The sequence below is a fragment of the Bordetella tumbae genome, from assembly GCF_965139195.1.
Taxonomy (GTDB): Bacteria; Pseudomonadota; Gammaproteobacteria; order Burkholderiales; family Burkholderiaceae_B; genus Bordetella_A; species Bordetella_A tumbae.
In genome coordinates, this window is record NZ_CBCSJH010000007.1 from 149048 (window position 1) to 168051 (window position 19004).

General features: G+C 60.7%; 10 protein-coding genes. 4 read left to right on the forward strand and 6 right to left on the reverse strand.

Annotated elements, in window-relative coordinates; genetic code table 11:
* Nucleotides 1-45 precede the first annotated feature (45 nt).
* Both ACNA0J_RS11005 and ACNA0J_RS11010 read left to right on the forward strand, forming a co-directional pair.
* Nucleotides 46-957: a LysR substrate-binding domain-containing protein gene (locus ACNA0J_RS11005; RefSeq protein WP_415818951.1), complete on the forward strand. Its 912-nt coding sequence runs from the start codon at nt 46-48 to the stop codon at nt 955-957.
* A gap of 290 nt (nt 958-1247) precedes the next feature.
* Nucleotides 1248-2792, forward strand: a complete 1545-nt coding sequence (locus tag ACNA0J_RS11010; RefSeq protein ID WP_415818901.1) for a complex I subunit 4 family protein — start codon at nt 1248-1250, stop codon at nt 2790-2792.
* A 7-nt stretch (nt 2793-2799) separates the two neighbouring features.
* Here ACNA0J_RS11010 and ACNA0J_RS11015 read toward each other — a convergent pair.
* A partial coding sequence (locus tag ACNA0J_RS11015) for an autotransporter outer membrane beta-barrel domain-containing protein (RefSeq protein WP_415818902.1) occupies nt 2800-5622 on the reverse strand: 2823 nt, incomplete at its 5' end.
* Between the two features lie 4735 nt (nt 5623-10357).
* On the opposite strand from ACNA0J_RS11015, the gene paeA reads away from it, so the two are divergent.
* Nucleotides 10358-11689, forward strand: a complete 1332-nt coding sequence (paeA, locus tag ACNA0J_RS11020; RefSeq protein ID WP_415818903.1) for a polyamine export protein PaeA — start codon at nt 10358-10360, stop codon at nt 11687-11689.
* A gap of 2 nt (nt 11690-11691) precedes the next feature.
* Here paeA and ACNA0J_RS11025 read toward each other — a convergent pair whose 3' ends face one another.
* From ACNA0J_RS11025 to ACNA0J_RS11035, 3 genes are all read right to left on the reverse strand, one after another.
* Entirely contained in the window at nt 11692-12480 is a 789-nt protein-coding gene (locus ACNA0J_RS11025; RefSeq protein ID WP_415818904.1) for a hypothetical protein, read from the reverse strand.
* Nucleotides 12481-12513: 33 nt separating this feature from the next.
* Nucleotides 12514-13542 carry a porin gene (locus tag ACNA0J_RS11030; RefSeq protein ID WP_415818905.1) on the reverse strand — a complete coding sequence of 343 codons (1029 nt, stop codon included), beginning with the start codon at nt 13540-13542 and terminating at the stop codon, nt 12514-12516.
* Between the two features lie 103 nt (nt 13543-13645).
* Nucleotides 13646-14557, reverse strand: coding sequence for an alpha/beta fold hydrolase (locus tag ACNA0J_RS11035; RefSeq protein WP_415818906.1), 912 nt, complete (start codon nt 14555-14557; stop codon nt 13646-13648).
* Nucleotides 14558-14720: 163 nt separating this feature from the next.
* On the opposite strand from ACNA0J_RS11035, the gene ACNA0J_RS11040 reads away from it, so the two are divergent.
* The gene (locus tag ACNA0J_RS11040) at nt 14721-15668 is read left to right on the forward strand and encodes a LysR family transcriptional regulator (RefSeq protein WP_415818907.1); all 948 of its coding nucleotides are present in this window, start codon (nt 14721-14723) and stop codon (nt 15666-15668) included.
* On the opposite strand, the gene ACNA0J_RS11045 is transcribed toward ACNA0J_RS11040, so the two are convergent.
* Together ACNA0J_RS11045 and ACNA0J_RS11050 are read right to left on the reverse strand one after the other, a co-directional pair.
* A complete protein-coding gene (locus ACNA0J_RS11045; RefSeq protein WP_415818908.1) occupies nt 15665-17110 on the reverse strand; it encodes a lyase family protein in 1446 nt (481 codons plus the stop codon). The genes ACNA0J_RS11040 and ACNA0J_RS11045 overlap by 4 nt on opposite strands.
* Nucleotides 17107-18972 (reverse strand): dipeptide ABC transporter ATP-binding protein, encoded by a 1866-nt coding sequence (locus tag ACNA0J_RS11050; RefSeq protein WP_415818909.1) that lies wholly within the window; start codon nt 18970-18972, stop codon nt 17107-17109. Before ACNA0J_RS11050 ends, ACNA0J_RS11045 begins: the two co-directional genes overlap by 4 nt.
* Nucleotides 18973-19004: the final 32 nt, after the last annotated feature.

The following is a 19004-nucleotide window of genomic DNA, read 5'->3' on the forward strand; positions in this document are numbered from 1 at the left end:
TGAAGCCGTTCTCATCTGCTTTAGATACCGGTGGCCCATTCACCTATGTCACTCAATCCAAGACAGCTCGAAGCCTTCCGTAAAGTCATGTCTGCAGGCAGCATGACGCTCGCGGCGGAACTGCTGGAAATCAGCCAACCCGCCGTCAGCCGATTGATCAGGGACTTGGAAACAGCGCTGTCCATCCGGTTGTTCCGGCGTGAAGGCAACCGCCTCATCCCAGGAGCAGAAGCCCGGCGGCTTTTCCGGGAGGTAGAGCGTTTTTATCAGGGCATGGAGTCGATCGAACGCGTTGCGCTTGATCTCAAGGCGGCGCGGGTCGGCAACCTGCGCATCGCCACCATCAGCGCATTGGGATTGGGATTCATGAGCGAGGGTATTCAGGCATTCTCGCAAGCGCACCCAAAAGTGTCCGTCTCCATGGATGTCTGCCCATCACAGGACGTGCTGGAATTAGTGACAGCAAATCAAGTCGACGTTGGCTATATCGGCTTCATGGGCACGGAGTACCCGGGCGTCGATGCATTCCAGCAAGCCTCGGTTGCAGCAGTCTGCGTACTCCCCCGAGGTCATGTGCTTGCTCGGAAGAAAGCCGTGCGCATCACGGATCTGCACGACCAGCCATTGATCTCGCTGCATTCGAATAGCCCGCTTCGTCTACGTGTCGATATGGCGATGGCTTCGGCAGGAGTACGATGCCGGCATGTCATGGAAACGACGTTCGCGCACTCGGCCTGCAGCCTCGTCGCGTCCGGGCTGGGTATTACTATCTCGGATCCCTTCACTGCCACCCAACTGCGGGACCCGCGTATCGTCTGCCGCCCGCTCGTTCCGGATATTTACTATACGTTCTCGATGGTCCTGCCATCACATCAGCCGCGGTCCAAGGTGGTCAACGACTTCATCGGCGCAATGAAGGTGCTTTTCGACAAACACTTTCCAGCCTCGGGCAGTTGACGGCCGTTTATAGGCGATGACTCGTCACGTCGATCAACACGGGCGTAGTCAGGCCGTTGAAAGAAAATCCCTGTACCATTCGCTGCGGTGCAAAAAAGTCCCTCAACCACGGATTTTTTCTGTCATTGTTGGCGCCGCCACATCTGGCATTTTTCCTGTAATCATTTATTCACAATGGTTTCCCACGGTCCAGGCATTCTGGATCGCACAGGCATGATTCGTTCTTGGTCGCGTCAATGAGGAGATTTTTTCCCCATTTTTGTGCAGCACACAAGGATACGTCCGCTTAAATGTTTCCCACCCTGTCGTTATTGATATGGGTGCCCATCGTGGCCGGCGCGCTTGTCATGGCGCTTGGCAACGACCGGCATCCGAATGCTGTCCGCTGGCTATCGCTGATTGCCGCTTTGATCAGCGCACTCCCTGCCATCCCTCTCGTACACGGCTTCCAAGGCTCGGTACCAGGCTTGCAGTTCGTCGAGTATGCACGCTGGATCCCATCATTTGATGCTGCGTGGCATGTGGGTGTTGACGGCATCTCGCTATGGATGATCACACTCACGGCGCTGACGACGATCGTGGTGGTGCTCGCATCCTGGCGCACGATCAATACGCGCATGGGCGCTTATTACGGTAGTTTCCTGGTGCTCTCGGGCCTGATGCAAGGCGTGTTCTCGGCACAGGACGGTTTGCTGTTCTTTGTGTTTTTCGAAGCGACGCTGTTACCCTTGTACCTGCTGATCGGGGTCTACGGACGCCAGAATCGCAATCACGCTGCGATCAAGTTTTTCTTCTTCTCGTTCACCGGCTCGTTGATGATGCTGGTGTCGGTGCTTTACCTTTATTTCGAAGCGCACAGTTTCGACCTGACCCGCTGGCATGCACTGCAGCTGCCGTTTAGCGTGCAGATCGCGCTGTTCATCGGTTTTCTAGGTGCGTTCTCGGTCAAGGTACCTATGTGGCCGGTGCATACCTGGCTGCCCAATGTTCACCTCGATGGTCCGACCGGCGCTGCTGTCATGCTGGGCATGCTCAAGATGGGCGGTTATGGCCTGATGCGCTTTAATCTGCCGCTGCTGCCGGATGCCAGTCATTATCTGGCGCCAATGATGATCGTGCTTTCGCTGATCGCCGTGGTCTACGCCAGTATCGTCGCGCTCATGCAAACTGATCTGCGCAGGCTGCTGGCCTATTCGACGGTGTCCCACATGGGTCTGGTCACGCTCGGCCTGTTCATGTTTTCCGATATGGGCACGGCTGGTGCAGTCATGCAAATGATTTCGTACGGTATCGTCTCGGGCGCCATGCTGCTGTGTACAGGCATGCTCTACGATCGCACGCACAGTGCGACGATCGACGCCTATGGCGGTGTAGTGCAGACCATGCCAAAGTTCGCGGTATTCGCAATGTTGTTCGCGATGGCCAACATCGGCATGCCTGGCACCTCAGGTTTTGTCGGCGAGTTCCTGGTCCTGATGGCGGCGATCAAAGCCAATTTCTGGATTGGTGCGATCGCTGCGCTGACTTTGATCCTGAGCGCGGCCTATACGCTCTGGATGTACAAGCGCGTAATTTTCGGTGTCGTGACTAACGCCCGCGTAGCCGCACTCCAGGATCTGAGCCGCCGAGAATTCGCGCTGCTCGGTGTCATGGCCTTGCTGGTGCTCGGTATCGGTATCGATCCGAAGCCCATTACCGACGACATCGATGTCTCGACGCAGCAGCTCGTGCAAGGCATGGAGGAACACCGCCTGGCACACGTCGAAGACACATGGATTCATGGCCCGCACATTATCCACCGCAGTATTGCAAAGCGCCACGGGGCGACCGGCTAGCGCGGCGTCAGAACCGATACATCACCTTGAGTTGTCCGGCATGGCTAGTGGTCTTGCTGGACACTTCGCCGTCATACTGCAGCCGGAAATCCAGCCCCGACTGGTTGTTGACCTGCAGCCCCACGCCAAAACGTCCGATCACATTGTCGCCAGGCAGCGAGGTCGTAAACCCGTCGCTGCCTGCCGGAGCGCCTTTGAAGCGCGCCTGGGCATCCCATGAGTCATCGCTGAGGAATGACGCACCTGCGTAGGCATAGGGCCGCATGGTGGCGCCCTGTGGCAGATCGACTCGCCCACCGATTTCCAGCATCGGCGACAAACCTACGACAAACTGATCACTGCTATCCACATGCAGACTCAAGGGCCCACCTGACTCGGTGTAGCTGGGCATACGAGCATAGAGCGCATCCAGGTCCACATAGGGCTTGAGATAAAACTGCTCAGAGACCCCGATATGGCGTGACACACGCAGACGCATGCCGGCACTGTAGACATCGGGGCTGCTGCTCGCTTCGCGGTCATAGCCGTCGATGCCGATGGTGCGATCCAGATCGTACGACCCATAGCCACCGCTGATGGCGGCTGCATATACCCACGGTCCATCCTGGTGCTTGAGCACAACGCCAGCGTAGCCCGCATCCCCGCTGCCGCCCGTGCGGCCATTGTCGGCACGCAAACTGTTGTTCTGATAAGCCATCGATCCGCCGATGAACCAGCCCGGGCGGAATTCGTGCTGCCCGCCGACTTGGTAAGTATTGCTGTCGAACGAATATCCCGATGTGCCTTCGGCCTCATCCTGGTCTGCGCTGCGCCGGGAGACCTGGCCCCAGAAACAATCCTGTTCGCGCCCGTCCGTCCCTGTGCGCTCCATATCGCGGCACGACATCATTGAACTGGCGAAGTTCGACATGCCTGCCATCATCTGCACAGCTGGCGCCAAGGCCACGCCCGGCGACAAACCCTCCAGTTGGTCCCGATAGGTCCCTGCCCCGTAACTCGATGCGGTGTTCAACACAGCGAACAGTGGCGCCATCTCGGCATTGCCGCCACGATCCCAGATGTCTTGCAGGTGACCGGCAACCGCACGCTGATTGCGGGCCAGCCCCTGGCTCGCAGCATTGAAATCGGCGCCCTTGACGCTGACGCGCTGCTGCTGGCCCACTCGCCGCACATCAAAATCAAAAATCGGTGTGTCACTGGCCTGCAGCGTACCGGTCGAACTGCCCTGCACGTCAAGCAGCGTCAGCTCGCGTCCGGGCAGCAGACTGACAGCGCTGAGTTCAACCCTTCCATCCAATGTCGCATTGCCTTGCACGGTCATGCTCGTCGCACGCATGTTGGCAAAATCGACCGAGGACACCAGTACGCCTGAACTGACTTGTGTGTAATTGCCGGCCACGATCAGGCGGCCGAACGAACCGGCCGGCGTGTCGTTAGCTGCGGTCAAGCGGGCGGACAAATCAGCAGGCGGATTCACAATCAATTGGCCTGCATTCGTCACGTTGGCTTGATAGACAGTCGCTGCCGACATTTTGCCGGCCGGCGCGTTGGCGAGGTCACACGTTCCCGCCGTGCTGCAATACACGCTACCCGACAACAGGCCGCTGTTCTGGATGGCAAGACCGGCTTCGCCGTCATAACGCACGGCTGTGCCGGATAGTGCGGATACCTGGCCAGCGCTGTTGATGACCAGGGAACTCCGGTCGGTCGAGTTGCTGCTGATCCAGACACCGGCACCATTGCCCGAACCGCCCGCGACGCTGCCGTCGACCGTGACGGTGACCGTTCCGCCTTGCCGGGATGCGCCTTCGCTCTGCGCAAAGACACCCGAGCTGCCGTCTCCGCTCGCGCCAACCATACCGCTGACGTTCACGTCGACCTCGCTGGCCCGATTATCGGCATTGTCCATGGCGGCGCTCACGCTGCCGGCAAAGCCGCCCTGCGCGGAACCGGCCAATCCGCCGCCGCCACCGATGGATTGGGCAACTACGCCATGGGCGTTGTTGCCGTTCGTAAAGACCCGATTCTGCACCGACACGCCGACTTTGCCGCCGCTGCCGGTCACTTGGGCGCCGTTGCCAGCCCACGCCGCACCGTCCACCGATAGGGCCTGCCCCAAGTCGCCGCCGATGCCGCCGCCACCGCCGACCGATTGCGCCACGACACCGTGCGCGCCCGTGCCATGGGTGTTGATTTCACCACCGGACAACGTCACTGACACCTCGCCGCCATCGCCCCAGGTGCCCTCGCCTCCGCCCAGGCGTACCTGGCCCGGATCAACGGCTTGGCTAACGCTGGCAATGCCTCCGCCTCCGCCCACGGACTGTGCAATGACGCCAACCGAGCCGCGGCCATACGTTTCGATAGTGGCGCCTGTCTCCAGCGTGACCTCGCCTCCGGTACCGCCCGTGGGAGCACCTGTGGCGCTGCCATCGGCGCCCAGCACGAGCGACCGCTCGATAAGCAGATCGCTGGGGGCAGGCGTATCGCTATTGATCACACTGCCCGCCATACCGCCACCACCGCCGACCGATTGAGCCACCATGGCGTGCGAGCCATCTCCCCAGGTCTGGAGCGTGCCATTAGCCGACACATACACGGCGCCACCGTCACCCCCTGCGCCGTCAGCCAGGCTGCCTAGCGAAGCCCGCACGCCGATCCCGGCCTGGCCTTCTTCGTAAGTGGGCTGCAACGTACCCAACGGGTCCGTCACCGCAGCCATCCCGCCACCACCGCCAATCGATTGCGCCGCGATACCGTGCGAGAAAGCGCCACCGGTAACGATGTTGTAGTCACCCTGGACGGCGACGGCGCCGCCATTGCCGCCGTCNCCCCCCGCACCGCCCAGCGTCAAGCCGAGATCCAGCTTGAGCGTGTGTGTGTTCTCTTCATCTGGATCGCCCATCGAGCCAATACCGCCACCACCGCCTACCGACTGGGCCACCAGGCCAGTCGCCATATCGCCGCCGGTCAGAATGTTGACAACGGCACAATCGTTCCCTGTGCAAGCATTCACGTTGCCGCCATCGCCGCCGTTGCCGCCCATGCCCCCGACCGATAACGTGAGGACTAGCGAGGCGCCGAACGGTGTGCCGCCGGACCCCATGGTCAGTCCGCCCGCCCCGCCGCCACCACCTATGGATTGCAGAGCCACGGCATGCGCGGTGTCGCCGTAGGTCTGGATTGCGTTGCTACTAGTCGAGGTAAAGCCCACCTCGCTGCCGTTATTACCGTCACCGCCGCCTCCGCCGGCACCGGCGCCGATGATGATCCGCCCCTTGGTCGCCAGTGTGCCGGTGCCGCCTTGGCCGCCTCCGCCACCGATGGATTGCGCCAGCACCCCGTAGGCGCCGTAGCCCTGCGTGCCGATGTCCGCGCTCGCCCCCAAGGCCACCTGGGCCTGACCGCCTTGGCCGCCTATGCCGCCCTGACCGCCTACGGAAATATTCACGTCCAGCCAGTTCTCGTAAGTCGAAGCAATGCTCGCACCGCCGATGCCGCCGCCACCGCCGATCGATTGCACCACGAGGCCGTCCGCATAATCACCGGATGTGTAGACGCCACCATCTTGATTCAGGCTGGACGCCCCGCCATCACCGCCCTTGCCCCCCGTGCCGCCGACCTTCACGGCAAGCGTGCCATTGGCGACGACGATGTCGCTGTCCTGGTGGGCCTTGTACAGATTGAACACGGCATCCAGGATGTCGCCATCATCGGCCCCCATCGTTCCGCCGACACCGCCTCCGCCACCAACGGACTGCACCAGCACGCCATCACTGTCGCGGCCATCTGTGTAAATATCGCCCGCGTTGTTCACGGTGACCGCCGCCCCCTTGCCCCCCTCGCCGCCGCTCATGCCAACGCCGACATCGAGGGCCACGCCGCCCGGCAATTCTTTGGAGAGTTGACCGTCCACGCTCAGATAGACATCGGTGCCCTGGCCAGTGCCACCGCCACCGCCCACGCTTTGCGCGACGATGCCACGCGCACCGGAGCCATGGGTGGCAATCAGCACGCTGTCATCCGTGTTCACGTAGACGTCGCCGGCCTCGCCCCCGGTTCCCCCTTTGCCGCCCACGGAGATCAGCGAGTTGACGCTGAACGCCACACCCGTCTCGGTATCGAAAGAATACGCATTGGCCGAGCCGCCATCACCGCCGCCGCCGCCAATGGACTGTGCCAGCACGCCGTTGGAATAATCTCCATCGGTCTGCACGACCGTTTGACCCACACCATCCCAGTCGCCCAGATTGACGCTCACATCCTTGCCGTCACCTCCCACGCAAGTCTCGTTGGCATCGCGGCATTGACCACCCACGACGGCTTCAGCCTGGATGTTGATACTTTCCAGGCCGATCACAGGATCAAACGAAAAGGCGTGCGCAGACCCTCCATCGCCCCCACCGCCGCCGATTGACTGGGTCAAGATAGCGTTTGAAAATTCGCCCTGCGTGCTGACAGAGGAATCCCAGACATCCAGCGCAATATCGCCGCCATCGCCTCCCTTGCCGCCGTGTCCCCCCACCATGATCAGGTTGTCCCAGCTCACAGCAGTGCCGACCTCTGTGAAGATAATGCCAATCACCAGACTGTGATCCGTCACACTGCCGCCGGAGCCGCCGCCGCCGCCGATCGACTGCAGGGAAATCGCCGTGGAATCGGACACCTTGTTGCCGTCCGTCTCACCGCCCGGGCCACGCGTCGTGATGGAAGAGTTGCCTATTCGGGCCTCGACTTTGCCGCCGTCGCCACCGTCCCCACCATTGCCGCCCACGCCAATGACGAGTTGCCCCTCGATGGCGAAGTTGGCGGTGCGGATGCCGCCGCCCGTGCCGCCCCCGCCGCCAATGGACTGCAGCGTTACGCCGCGTGCAGCGCTGCCGGACGTGTCCACGGCGAGGTTTTCCCAGGAAAAGCCGATGTCGCCGGCATCCCCGCCATCACCCGCGCGCCCGCCTACCAACAGGGAGAAAAAATCGAACCCTTCATGCAAGATGTCGCCGCCAGCACCGCCGCCACCGCCGATCGATTGCGCGAGGATGCCGTGTGCATTCTCGCCTGATGTGGTGATCGAGGCCGGACTCGTGCCAGAAAAATTGATCCTGCCCCCGTCACCGCCTGAATCGCCTGCCCCGCCGACCCCCAACGAGCCGGTGACGCCAAAATTCAAGTTGTTGCCGCCGTTGCCGCCGCCGCCACCGATCGACTGCGCGATCACCCCGTAAGAGAAATCGCCCTGGGTCCAGATCGTCCCCAGTTGCCCTGTGGAGCCCGATTCGCCGCCGTCGATATGGACCTCACCGCCGTCACCGGCGGCCTCGCCAACGCCGCCGATGGTGATAATGCCGACATTGCCGCTGGCATTACCGCCACCGCCACCAATCGACTGTCCGCTCATGCCTGGCGCAGCGTCGCCCACAGTAACGATCGATCCCGCATTCGACATGTACACCGTGCCGCCATTCGCATCACCCGAGGCCTCGCCCGGGGTGCCTCCGACCGACACCAGTCCGAACGAGACGCCGGCATTGCCGCCGCCGCCTCCGATGGCTTGCGCACTGATCCCGATGGCTCCGTACCCTGCGGTCGTGATGTCGCCAGCATTACTGGTCACCACCGTACCCGCCTGACCGCCCACGCCGCCATCGCCGCCGACACTGGCGATGATGCCGGTGCTGATACCGCCTGCACCGCCGCCACCCGCATTCGATTGCGCATCGATGCCAAAGGCCCAGTCACCGTCCGTGCGAATATTCCCGGCGTTGTAGACGCTCACGTCTCCAGAAAGGCCGCCATCACCGCCCTTGCCGCCGGAGCCGCCCAGAATGGCGTAGAAATCGCCGCCCGTGCCGCCCCCTCCACCCACGGACCAAGCCACGACACCTGTTCCGTGAGTGCCCGTGGTTTCGATCGAGGCCCCCGAATCAACATTCACCGTCACGCGACCGGCATCTCCGCCGAACCCGGCGCCGCCCGGCTTGCCGGCCAGTGCGAGAGAGTCCTCACCGTCACCACCGAAGCCCCCTTTCGATTGGGCTTGTATGCCGACCATACCGTCAGCCGTAGTACGCAGCACGTAGGGTGCCGCACCTGGCGCCAACGTCACCGTCACGTTGCCCGCGTCGCCGCCCTCTCCGCCGCTATGATCTTTCTTCGGTGCCTCCCCGCCTTTACCGCCTTCGGATACGGCTTGGACGATGGCGCCCGATGCGACAGGCACGTCGATGCTGATATCGCTGGCAACCGTGACATCAACCCGGCCACCGTCGCCACCTGAACCGCCCTGATTCGAATTATCTTCCGAGCCATAGCCCTCCGCGCCTTCGGATGTGGCACGGACGCCATATATCGACACGTTGTCGCCGGTGGCCCCATCGAGTGACAGCAGGCCGGCCTGATGGTCGACGCTCACGTTGCCGCCATCGCCCGCCTTGCCGTTGCCATAACCGCCATCGCCGCCTTTGGACTCGGCGCGCAGAATCGCTACCTGGACGCCGTCATGGATTGTCAGTTTCTCGCCAACACTGCCTGCCAGCGCCGCGCCGGAAAAATAGAACGAGCCCCGGTTGGTAATGCTGACTTCGCCTCCATCGCCACCCGTACCGCCGTACTGGTCACCGAACACCGACGAGTTCTGATCGCCGCCGTCGCCGCCCTCGCTGGTGGCATAGATGCCGTACATATGGCTGCGGATCTCGCCCGCAACGCGATATTCGCTCGTATCGTATGTGCGAACCTCGGCCCGGCTCCCCATGCCGCCATCGCCCCCATAGGTGTTGTTATTGTTATTTCCGCCATCGTCATCGGTATCGTGTTTTTCGCCGTCGCCATTGCCGCCAACGCTGGCGGCAAACAGAACGGCGTCGACTTGGCCCAGCCCGTCGTTGCTGTCACCTACCACCATCTGCACTCTGCCGGCGCTTTCCAGCCGCACGGTATTGCCATGGCCGCCGTCACCCTCGTCATGCCCATCGCCACCCTGCGAGATGAGATACATGGCGCCCGGCACGTTGGACAGCGCAGTTCCACCGACCACGGGATCCAGGTTGAAATTGGCGCCATGGTCCAGCAATTCGAGTCTGGCGCCGTTCTTTCCGGATCTATCGCCATCGTGTGACCCGTCGTCCCCGCGGTAGGCCAAGCCCTCTTTGTCGTCGAGGACTGCGCCCTGATCCAGCTCGATGCACGCCGCGTCCGAACTGCACACCATGTCATCGGCCCGGGCCGCCAGCGGTCCGAAGACCATGCTCAGGCTCACGGTCAATAGCGTTTTGCGCATCAATTGGCGGCGTTTGCGTGCGAGCGGGTACGGCATGAGTCTCTCCGGGCAGGGGTGGGTCCGGCGAAACCTAACAAGAAACGATACGGCGTACCATTTTTTTTCGACGAAACCGCCGATTGGCTCGACGAATCGGTTTTCGACCATCAAATCGTCACGCCGAGCCCGGGATATCGGGCTTGCCGATTCCCGTCATCAGCATCGAGGTCATGAAGCGCGTGGGAGGCACAAGGTAGAATCAAGGTGTGTCCCATTTTGAGGGCTCAAGCCGCCCTGTCTCTCGTAGATGACCCTAGGCCAGAATCTGTTGCTGCTACTCGCGCTGCTGATCGCGTCGGCTTTTTTCTCTATTGCCGAGATCTCCATCGCTGCTTCGCGCCGCCTGCGCCTGCGACAACTTGCCGAAGACGGCAACCCGCGGGCCGAGGAGGTTCTACGTGTGCAGCAACAGCCGGGCCATTACTTCACGGCAATTCAAATCGGCGTCAACGCATTGGCGATACTGGGTGGTATTGTGGGCGAAGGCATCTTCAGCCCCACTTTCTCGCGTTTTCTCAGCCAATGGCTGCCGCCGGAAATGGCCGCATCACTGGGTTTTATCGGCTCGTTCGTGCTGGTGACATCGCTGTTCATCATCCTGACCGATCTCATTCCCAAACAGGCGGGCATGGCCGAACCCGAGCGCTTTGCCTTGCGTGTGATCGGGCCTATGCGCATGCTGGTACGGATTTTTTCGCCGCTGGTCTGGGTCTATTCGCGTAGCGCCGATCAACTGATGCGTTTGCTGCGGTTGCCGACGCGCCGTGACGAACGCATCACCTCGGATGACATTCTGGCACTGGCCGAGGCCGGCACACGCTCGGGCGTGCTGGCGCGCGGCGAGCAACGTATCATTGAAAACATCTTTGAACTGGACACCCGCACGGTCTCCAGCGCCATGACGCAACGTGACCGCATTGCATGGTTCGAGCAGGACGCGCCCGAGGACATCATCCGCGCTCGCATCGCCGAAGAGCCCTTTTCCACGTATCCGGTCTGCCGCGGCGATATCGATCACGTCGTGGGCTATGTGGACACGCGCGACCTGTACCAGCGATTGCTGAACGGACAATCGATCTCCCTGACCGACAGCAAACTCATTCACAAAGCACTGGTCGTGCCGGACAGGCTCACGCTGGCCGAGGTCCTGGAGCAGTTTCGTCAGGTCGGCGAAGATTTCGCGATGATCGTCAATGAATACAGTTTGGTAGTGGGATTGGTCACGCTCAACGATGTCATGAGCACCGTGATGGGTGAACTGGTGTCGCCATGGGACGAAGACTTCATCATTCAGCGCGATGACAATTCATGGCTGATCGATGGCGCCACGCCCATCCAGGATGTAGGCCGTGTACTAGGCATCGAGGAACATTTGAACGGCGAAGAATACGAAACCCTCGCCGGTTTTCTCATGGACGCGCTACGCCGTGTGCCGCGCCGCACTGACGTCGTGACCTTGGGAGGCTACAAGTTCGAGGTAATGGACGTGGATACCTATCGCGTGGATCAGGTGCTGGTCACGCGCGTCACAGCGCCAGTCCCGTCGGGGGCCAGCGCTGCAGGGCAGCTGCCGGATTAATCTCATTTCCGGTAAAAATAGGCAGGTTCGTCGGATTCTGGATCGGCCACGCAGGTCCCGCCTCCGAAAAGGCTGCGATTACTGTCGTAGCAATTGCGCAGCGCGCGGTCTCTCAAGCGCTCCAAACGCTGTTCTGCGATTGCACGCCACCAACGCGCCTCGAGAGCGGGCCATTGATCGTCAGCAATCGTACACACCTGTACGCGCTTGCCACCCTGACATTGCAGCGGCAACTTTTGCGGCACATACTCGACAATCGCAACCAATGCGCGAGCGCTGCGCTGATCCGCGGGCGGCGGCTCATCATAGCGTTCCGTCACCCCCCACCGAGCGTTCGTCTTCGTGGCGTCATCGCCTCCGGCGAGCTCCGCCATCGGCGGCACACGGATGATTCGGCCACCAGACGAATAGGCGTTTTTAAAACCCTCCGTCATGGGTGGGCCTCGATCGTCCTGGTCTACCCCAATGATGCTCAGCACCTGCGTGGCATGCGCGTTGGCATGAGGGGTTCCATCCACAGGCCGGAACCGATACGAAAACTTCCCTCCTTGGGGGTATCGTAATTGCACCTTGGTATATCGGCTATCGAGGCGAATAGCAGTCTGTGCATCCTCGCCCGCGATGTCTGCCCAGGTCTTGGCAGAAACAGGAATCGGATAGACGGTCACCACGCCACCGTACTTGAGCAAATCTTTGTCGACCGTTATCGTAAGATCGGCTTGCGGCACGCCAGCGCAGTGACCGACGCCGAACCAAAGAACTGTTGATATCAACAAGGCATTGCGTAGCATGTGCGACACTCCGATATCAGGAAATCGCGCTCACTAAAAACGATGCCTGATACCCACGCTGGCCTGTCGCCGCTCGTTATCCTCGCTCGTCTTCATATCGCGCGTTTCGCTGTGGTTGTAAAACACATACAGATCTGTGCGTTTGGACAAATCATACTGGTAACCGACCGCGTACCCCTTTATCTTCGAGTTCGTCGTCTGCTGCCAGGACGCCAGCAGCGACCCTGGTCCCACGGGGATACTCACCCCTGCCGTCCAGGCGTAATCCTTGTCCAAGTCCTTGGCAGGACCTTTGTTGGCGTCACTGATGCGCCCGGCTCCGGCGTAGACACGGATCACCTCAAAATTGTACGACGCCCCGAGCTGCCAATTACTGGCGTTGCTGGCGGACCGGCGTTGATCCGCATACGAATGTTCGTACGTCAGCGCGGCGCGCAACGGTCCGCGGCTGTAGCGCACACCAGCTGTCACCATGCGATCGTTGTTGCCTGTGCCGAACTCCTCGTCGCCGTTGATGGCGAAGCTATATCCCACCGCCGCCTCGAAACCGCGTACCTTGGGCGAACGCCACATCACCATGTTGTCCGCTATCCCACTGGCGCCGAAATCGCCATCGTTGTAGCCAAATGTGGTGCCCAACCCCGAGCGCGACCAGGCAATCGTGAATGGTGTCGCTACGCCGCCCCATTCACGGCCCAATACCCATTGACGGCCCAGACGCACCTCACCCAACGTATCGCTTGCCAAGCCAATGTATGCCCAGCGGCCGAACAATCGACCGGACTGCGCCGCCATACCGGTGTCGGCATCGAAACCGCTTTCCAATTGAAAAACCGCCTTCAGCCCGTTGCCCAGATCTTCCTCTCCCTTAATCCCCCAGCGCGATCCGGATTCGTTGCCGCTATCGATACTCTGCGACGATCCCTTGCTTTCGTCGTAGTCATACATATAGCCCAGGTCGACCAGACCGTATAAAGTGACACTGCTTTCGGCGTGCGCCGAGCCAACCAGCCCGATCGTGGCAAACGCCAGGACTCGCATAGTTATCGCGTTTTTTTTCATCTATTTTCTCCTCCATTAAATACCGCCCCGTCTCGGGCGCCGCGCATGTGCGCACCCGGCCACGGCCAACATGGCCGCGACGAAATCGTTCGTAGATAAAGCTCTAGCGCATGGGACAAGCAGCAACGCGCGCGGCTGCCGCAGCGGCCATCTGATCGTTGCTGTGTCCTGCCTCGGTGACATGCTGCAACTGCCAGGTAAACGCCGTGCCGTGCTGTTTCGCCAGTTGTTGTGCGTGCGCATAGAAACGCTCGCCACGCGCCTTGCGATTCGGACCTTGCGCCTGTGCGTCATCAGTCTTACGCATCACTCCTGCCTGATGCACATCGGCATCGCCCAACATCAACAACAGCGGTGCACCCAGATAGGCATCCACCTGCTGGCCGTCCACGCCGGTCACATCGCGCAGTCCATAGGGCCAATCGGCACTGGCATCAGGATAGGTGTACCAACCCGGATTGGCGGCGATGATGCGGCAGGCCAGACTTTTCGGCCGAAATAATGCATAGCGGTGTGCAAATTGCGCGCCGGCGCCATGGCCGTATAGCGTGTAGCCTGCTTGCGCGGTAGATTCACGCCGAGCAAAGTCGGTGAACACTGCATCAGGCAGGGCAAAACTCCATCGCGCTGGCGGATTCCTCTCGGCAGGCTTGGCCTTGCCAGTGATCTCAGGGTGCGATACTGCGTGAAATACGTTGCCGAGGTTATAACCATTGGCTCCGGGATAGGTCTCGCGGGTAAACAGCGGCGCCAGCACCATCAGTTTGCGTTGACGTGCGATGTCGATCCAGCCATCGCGATATGTCTGCGCATTACGCTTGATGCCATGCAGCAGCACTACCACCGGCGTATCGGCGCTATAGCCCTCGGGCTTGAAGTAGTACACATGGACCGGCTGCCCAGTATCCGTATTACGGAACTCATATTCGCCTGCACCCGATGCGAGGTCTGCGCGCGCGGCGCCAGCACCAGTGGCGGCCAATATGGCCAATGCTGCGACGAGGGATCGTTTCAAGTTTGTCTCCTGTAATCGTGGGGCGGCGTCGCCTCCGCGTTCTTTTTTATGGATGTATCCGAAGTCTTCTGGCATCCTATCGCTCTTGAATGAACCGATTATTCGAATTAAGTAATGATGTCTTCGAAATAATGAAATAGCATCCCGACTTCCCATCCACGCCATGAATCTGAAATCGTTGCGTCTGTTTCGGCTGATCGTGCTGCATGGCTCTTTGGCCTCGGCTGCGGAGCGTCTGCACTTGAGTCAATCCGCGGCCAGCCGCCTGATTTCCCTGCTGGAAGACGAAATCAACCTCAGGCTGTTCACGCGGGCGCGTCGCCGATTGCTTTTGACTCCGGAAGGAGAGCTGTTCTTCCAGGAGGCCGAGCAGATACTGATGGGCGTGGACGAAATCCCGCGCATTGCAGAAGACATACGCAGCAAGAATCGCGAGAAATTCACATTGGTGACTTCGGTCCCGCTAGGGACTTGCCTGGTATCACCTGCCATCAGCGATATGCGGCGCCAAGACCCCGATTTCGATTGCCGCATCCACATTGAGGGCCGCTTCGAAATCGAAAACAAAGTCGCGCGGCGCCGCTACAACCTGGGATTGATTTCGCTGCCCATCAGCAACGCCATCGTCGAGTTACAGGTCGAACCTGTGCTGCAAGTACGTATGGAGGCCTTGCTGCCACGCCATCATGCCTTGGCCACGCACGATGCCATCCGCGCCGAAGATCTGCTGGACCAACCCATCGTATCGCTACAACCTCACCAGCTGTGGCGTCGGCGTCTGGACGAAATCTACGCTACGGTCGGCGCCACGCCACGTATCGCCATCGAGACCACCTCCACGCTCATGGTCCAGCAACTGGTGCGCGACAACAACGGAATCTCCATCATGGATCGCACTTGTGCGCGCCTGCTGCCAACAGACAGTGTCGTTTTCCGGCCCATCACACCTGAGCGCTGGGTCACTTATGCCTGCATTTTTCCTCCCTCGGGCCGGCCGCCCTTGGTCGATTTATTTCTCGATTGTCTGCGTGCCTATGTCCGCCGGCTATGCCGCGAAGACGCCGAGGCGGCGCCCAGCTTTAGACTGTTGAAACCGGGCGGACCTGCCTAGCTGTGCGATCCAAGTCCGCTGGCGTGAATCTCTGCCGCCACGTCACGCGCCAGCGTCGCCGACCGCAGCGCAATATCGCGGCTATTGCCGGTATATTGCGCAGGGTCCAGCGCCTGCGCAATTTGCTCTCGCGTATAGTGCGCCGCCACGTCCGATTGCTTCATTAGCACATCCGCCAGCGAACACCCCTGGCGACGTGCCTGCCGGATCGCCGCATGTACACGATCATGGGCATCTTGACGGCCTAACGTCCTCGCCAACACCATCATCAGATGTTCAGAAGCAATCACATCCGCCGAACGCGCCAAGTTTTCAAGCATGCGTGTCGCATCGAAACGAATCAGTGCCAACAGATCGTCCAGTCTTACCGCCACGTCATACGCCAGTGGACACGCCTCGTCGATCAGGCCATACAACTGCTGATTCGTGGCAGAGTCACCTTCATGGCTGGGCTGCCCAGCCTCAAGCGCTGGAGCAGCCAATGCACGCAATCGCGCTGCACGGGCGATCAAACTGACCACGTGCTTGGGGTTATCCTTATGCGGCATCGTGCTGCTGCCGACCACCCCTTCAGGCAATGACTCGGCTACTTCGCCGATTTCATCGGCCATCAGGGTGTAAAGTTCATTGCCGATACGCGAGCACGTCATGGCAAACAGCGACAGGACCAGCACATATTCGCAAAAGGGATCCAGCATGGCACGCGAGTGCACTAACGGACTACCCAGTTCAAGGCGTTTGGCCATCACATTAGCCAACAGCATGCCGTCAGGCCCGAACGTATGCATAGCGCCGATGGCGCCACCGAATACCAGCGAAAACGTGCGGGGCTCCACCTGACGCAACCGTTGTACGCAACGCGTCAGCTCCTCAATCCAACTCGCGACCTTGAATCCAAAGGTGATCGGCAATGCGTGTTTGCGATTGGTACGGCCCGCCATCACTGCACCAGAACTGGCCTCGGCCAGCGTCGCCAGGGTTTCCAAGACGCGTCCGATGCGGGCCAGCAACAGGCGATGCACACGCCGCATCTGAAGCACTCGCCCACCCAGGATAATATTCTGGGTAGTTCCACCCCAGTGCACGTAGCCGCCTGCCTCATCTCCGCACGCGTGAGCCAGTGCATGCACGACCGATAACACTGGCGCCATAGTGCGCTGTATGTCCGCGCGTAATGCGGGCAAATCGAGATGCTGCAAGGTCGCATGTGCTGCAATACGCTGTGCATGCGCTGCTGGAATTAAACCCAGACTGGCCTGGGACAGCGCCAGCGCGGCTTCGATGTCCAGCCAGGTTTGCCATGTCTGCTCGGTGGAAAACAGGTCGGTGACGGAATCGGGTAGAGCCTCACGGCTCGCCGTACGCCCCGATTGCTGTGTCCCGTTGTCATTGCCAAGCGAGAGAGCCGATCCCTGCCCATCTGTCGTACGTGTGGCGCTCATGCTGCAGCCCCTGCAAAAGCACGTTCAAGTGACGGCACTGAATCCAGTAACAATGACGTGTACTCGTGTGACGGCCGGGTCAACACGGTGCCTGCCGCTCCCTCCTCCACAATGCGGCCAGCACGCATCACGACTACCCGGTCGGCAATCTGGCGTACGACCCCGATATCATGAGTAATGAACAACATGGATAATCCAAACTCCTCTTGCAGATCCTGCAGCAGGTTGAGTATTTGCGCTTGCACCGATACGTCCAACGCCGAGGTCGGCTCATCGCACAGCAGCAGTTGCGGCCTCAGGATAAGCGCACGGGCAATCGCCACACGCTGCCGCTGTCCGCCTGATAACTGCCCAGGAAAACTATTGATCACACGCTGCGGCAGGCCGACACGCTCCAAAATCCGTATGACTTCTGTACGCCGCTGGGCCGCACCGATCTCGCCGTGCAAAGCCAAAGGACGGGCAACGATATCTCCCACCGACCGGCGTGGATTCAGAGAAGAATAGGGATCCTGGAACACGGGCTGTACCAAACGCGCGCGAGCCTGTGGCGATAGAGTTCCGATCTCATGCCCGCCCAGCATGATGCGCCCCTGATCCGGCTCATCCAGGCCCAACAGGATGCGAGCCAATGTGCTCTTGCCGGACCCAGATTCCCCCACCACGGCCAGCGTCTCGCCTCGCCCCACCACCAGCGATGCGTGATCGACCGCACGCACAGTAAATGGCTGACCGAATAGTCCCTTGCGTTGACTGAATGTGCGCACGACGTCCTGCGCCGCCAACACATAGGTTGGTTCGGCGGCTGAGACGGGAGACGATGTGAGGCGCTCATCATTCGGCAAGCGAGACGACGTAGATGCCGTGCTGCGATCATCCTGTGGCGCATCCAGTCCCCGTGGATGCAGACAGCGGTACCAGCCGTCGTCTTGCCGTTTCGCGGGCACAATGTCTGCAACGCGACACGAGGCGCTCGCATAGGCACAGCGCGGCGCAAAGATGCAACCCTGCTGGGGCCCGATCAACGAAGGGACAATACCGGGTATGGCGTTCAACCGGGCGCCTCGTGCACCTTTTCCGGGTGTGCAACCCAACAACCCGCGCGTATAGGGATGACGCGGGTCGCTCAGCACGGCGCGAGTCGGCCCCGACTCCAGCGGCTGCCCGCCATACATGACCATGACTCGATCCACCGCGTTGGCCACCACGGCCAGATCGTGCGTAATCAGGATCATCGCCATGCCGAGGTCCTGACGCAGCTCTGCCAGCAAATCCAGAATTTGCGCCTGTACAGTCACATCCAATGCGGTAGTAGGCTCGTCAGCGATCAACAACTGCGGCTCAGTCATTAGCGCCATGGCAATCATCACACGCTGGCGCTGGCCACCCGACAATTGATGCGGATAGCTGCGCAGACGTTGGACCGGATCGGGCACCTTGACACGGTCCAACAGATATAGTGCCCGCTCACGTGCCTGAGACGGGCTGCTGCCGTCGCGAACCATCAGTTCGGTCATCTGCCGTTCAATCGTATAAACAGGGTTGAGCGACGTCATGGGCTCTTGAAAAATCATCGCAATGCGGCGGCCTGCCACAGTCGCGGCAAAACGTGCATCAGACAGCGCAGTAAGATCGTCTTCCCGATAACGGATGGACCGAGCACGCAGCTCGGCCCCGTCAGGCAGCAGACGCATCAGCGCCAGTGCCGTCATTGACTTACCCGAGCCGGACTCGCCTACGATACCCAATGCCTCGCCACGCCCCAACGAGAGAGTCATGCCGCGGACTGCGTGCAGCGGCCCGCCGGGGGTAGGCAGCGTGACGTCGAGTCCGTCGATCTTCAATAACGAATTGGTAGACATATTTGAATAGCTTCCCGCAAATCGTATTGCGC

Coding starts and splice junctions, on each gene's coding strand:
- paeA (WP_415818903.1), top strand. CDS start 10,358: ATGACCCTAGGCCAGAATCTGTTGCTGCTACTCGCGCTGCTGATCGCG.
- ACNA0J_RS11040 (WP_415818907.1), top strand. CDS start 14,721: ATGAATCTGAAATCGTTGCGTCTGTTTCGGCTGATCGTGCTGCATGGC.
- ACNA0J_RS11005 (WP_415818951.1), top strand. CDS start 46: ATGTCACTCAATCCAAGACAGCTCGAAGCCTTCCGTAAAGTCATGTCT.
- ACNA0J_RS11025 (WP_415818904.1), bottom strand. CDS start 12,480: ATGCTACGCAATGCCTTGTTGATATCAACAGTTCTTTGGTTCGGCGTC.
- ACNA0J_RS11045 (WP_415818908.1), bottom strand. CDS start 17,110: ATGAGCGCCACACGTACGACAGATGGGCAGGGATCGGCTCTCTCGCTT.
- ACNA0J_RS11030 (WP_415818905.1), bottom strand. CDS start 13,542: ATGAAAAAAAACGCGATAACTATGCGAGTCCTGGCGTTTGCCACGATC.
- ACNA0J_RS11050 (WP_415818909.1), bottom strand. CDS start 18,972: ATGTCTACCAATTCGTTATTGAAGATCGACGGACTCGACGTCACGCTG.
- ACNA0J_RS11010 (WP_415818901.1), top strand. CDS start 1,248: ATGTTTCCCACCCTGTCGTTATTGATATGGGTGCCCATCGTGGCCGGC.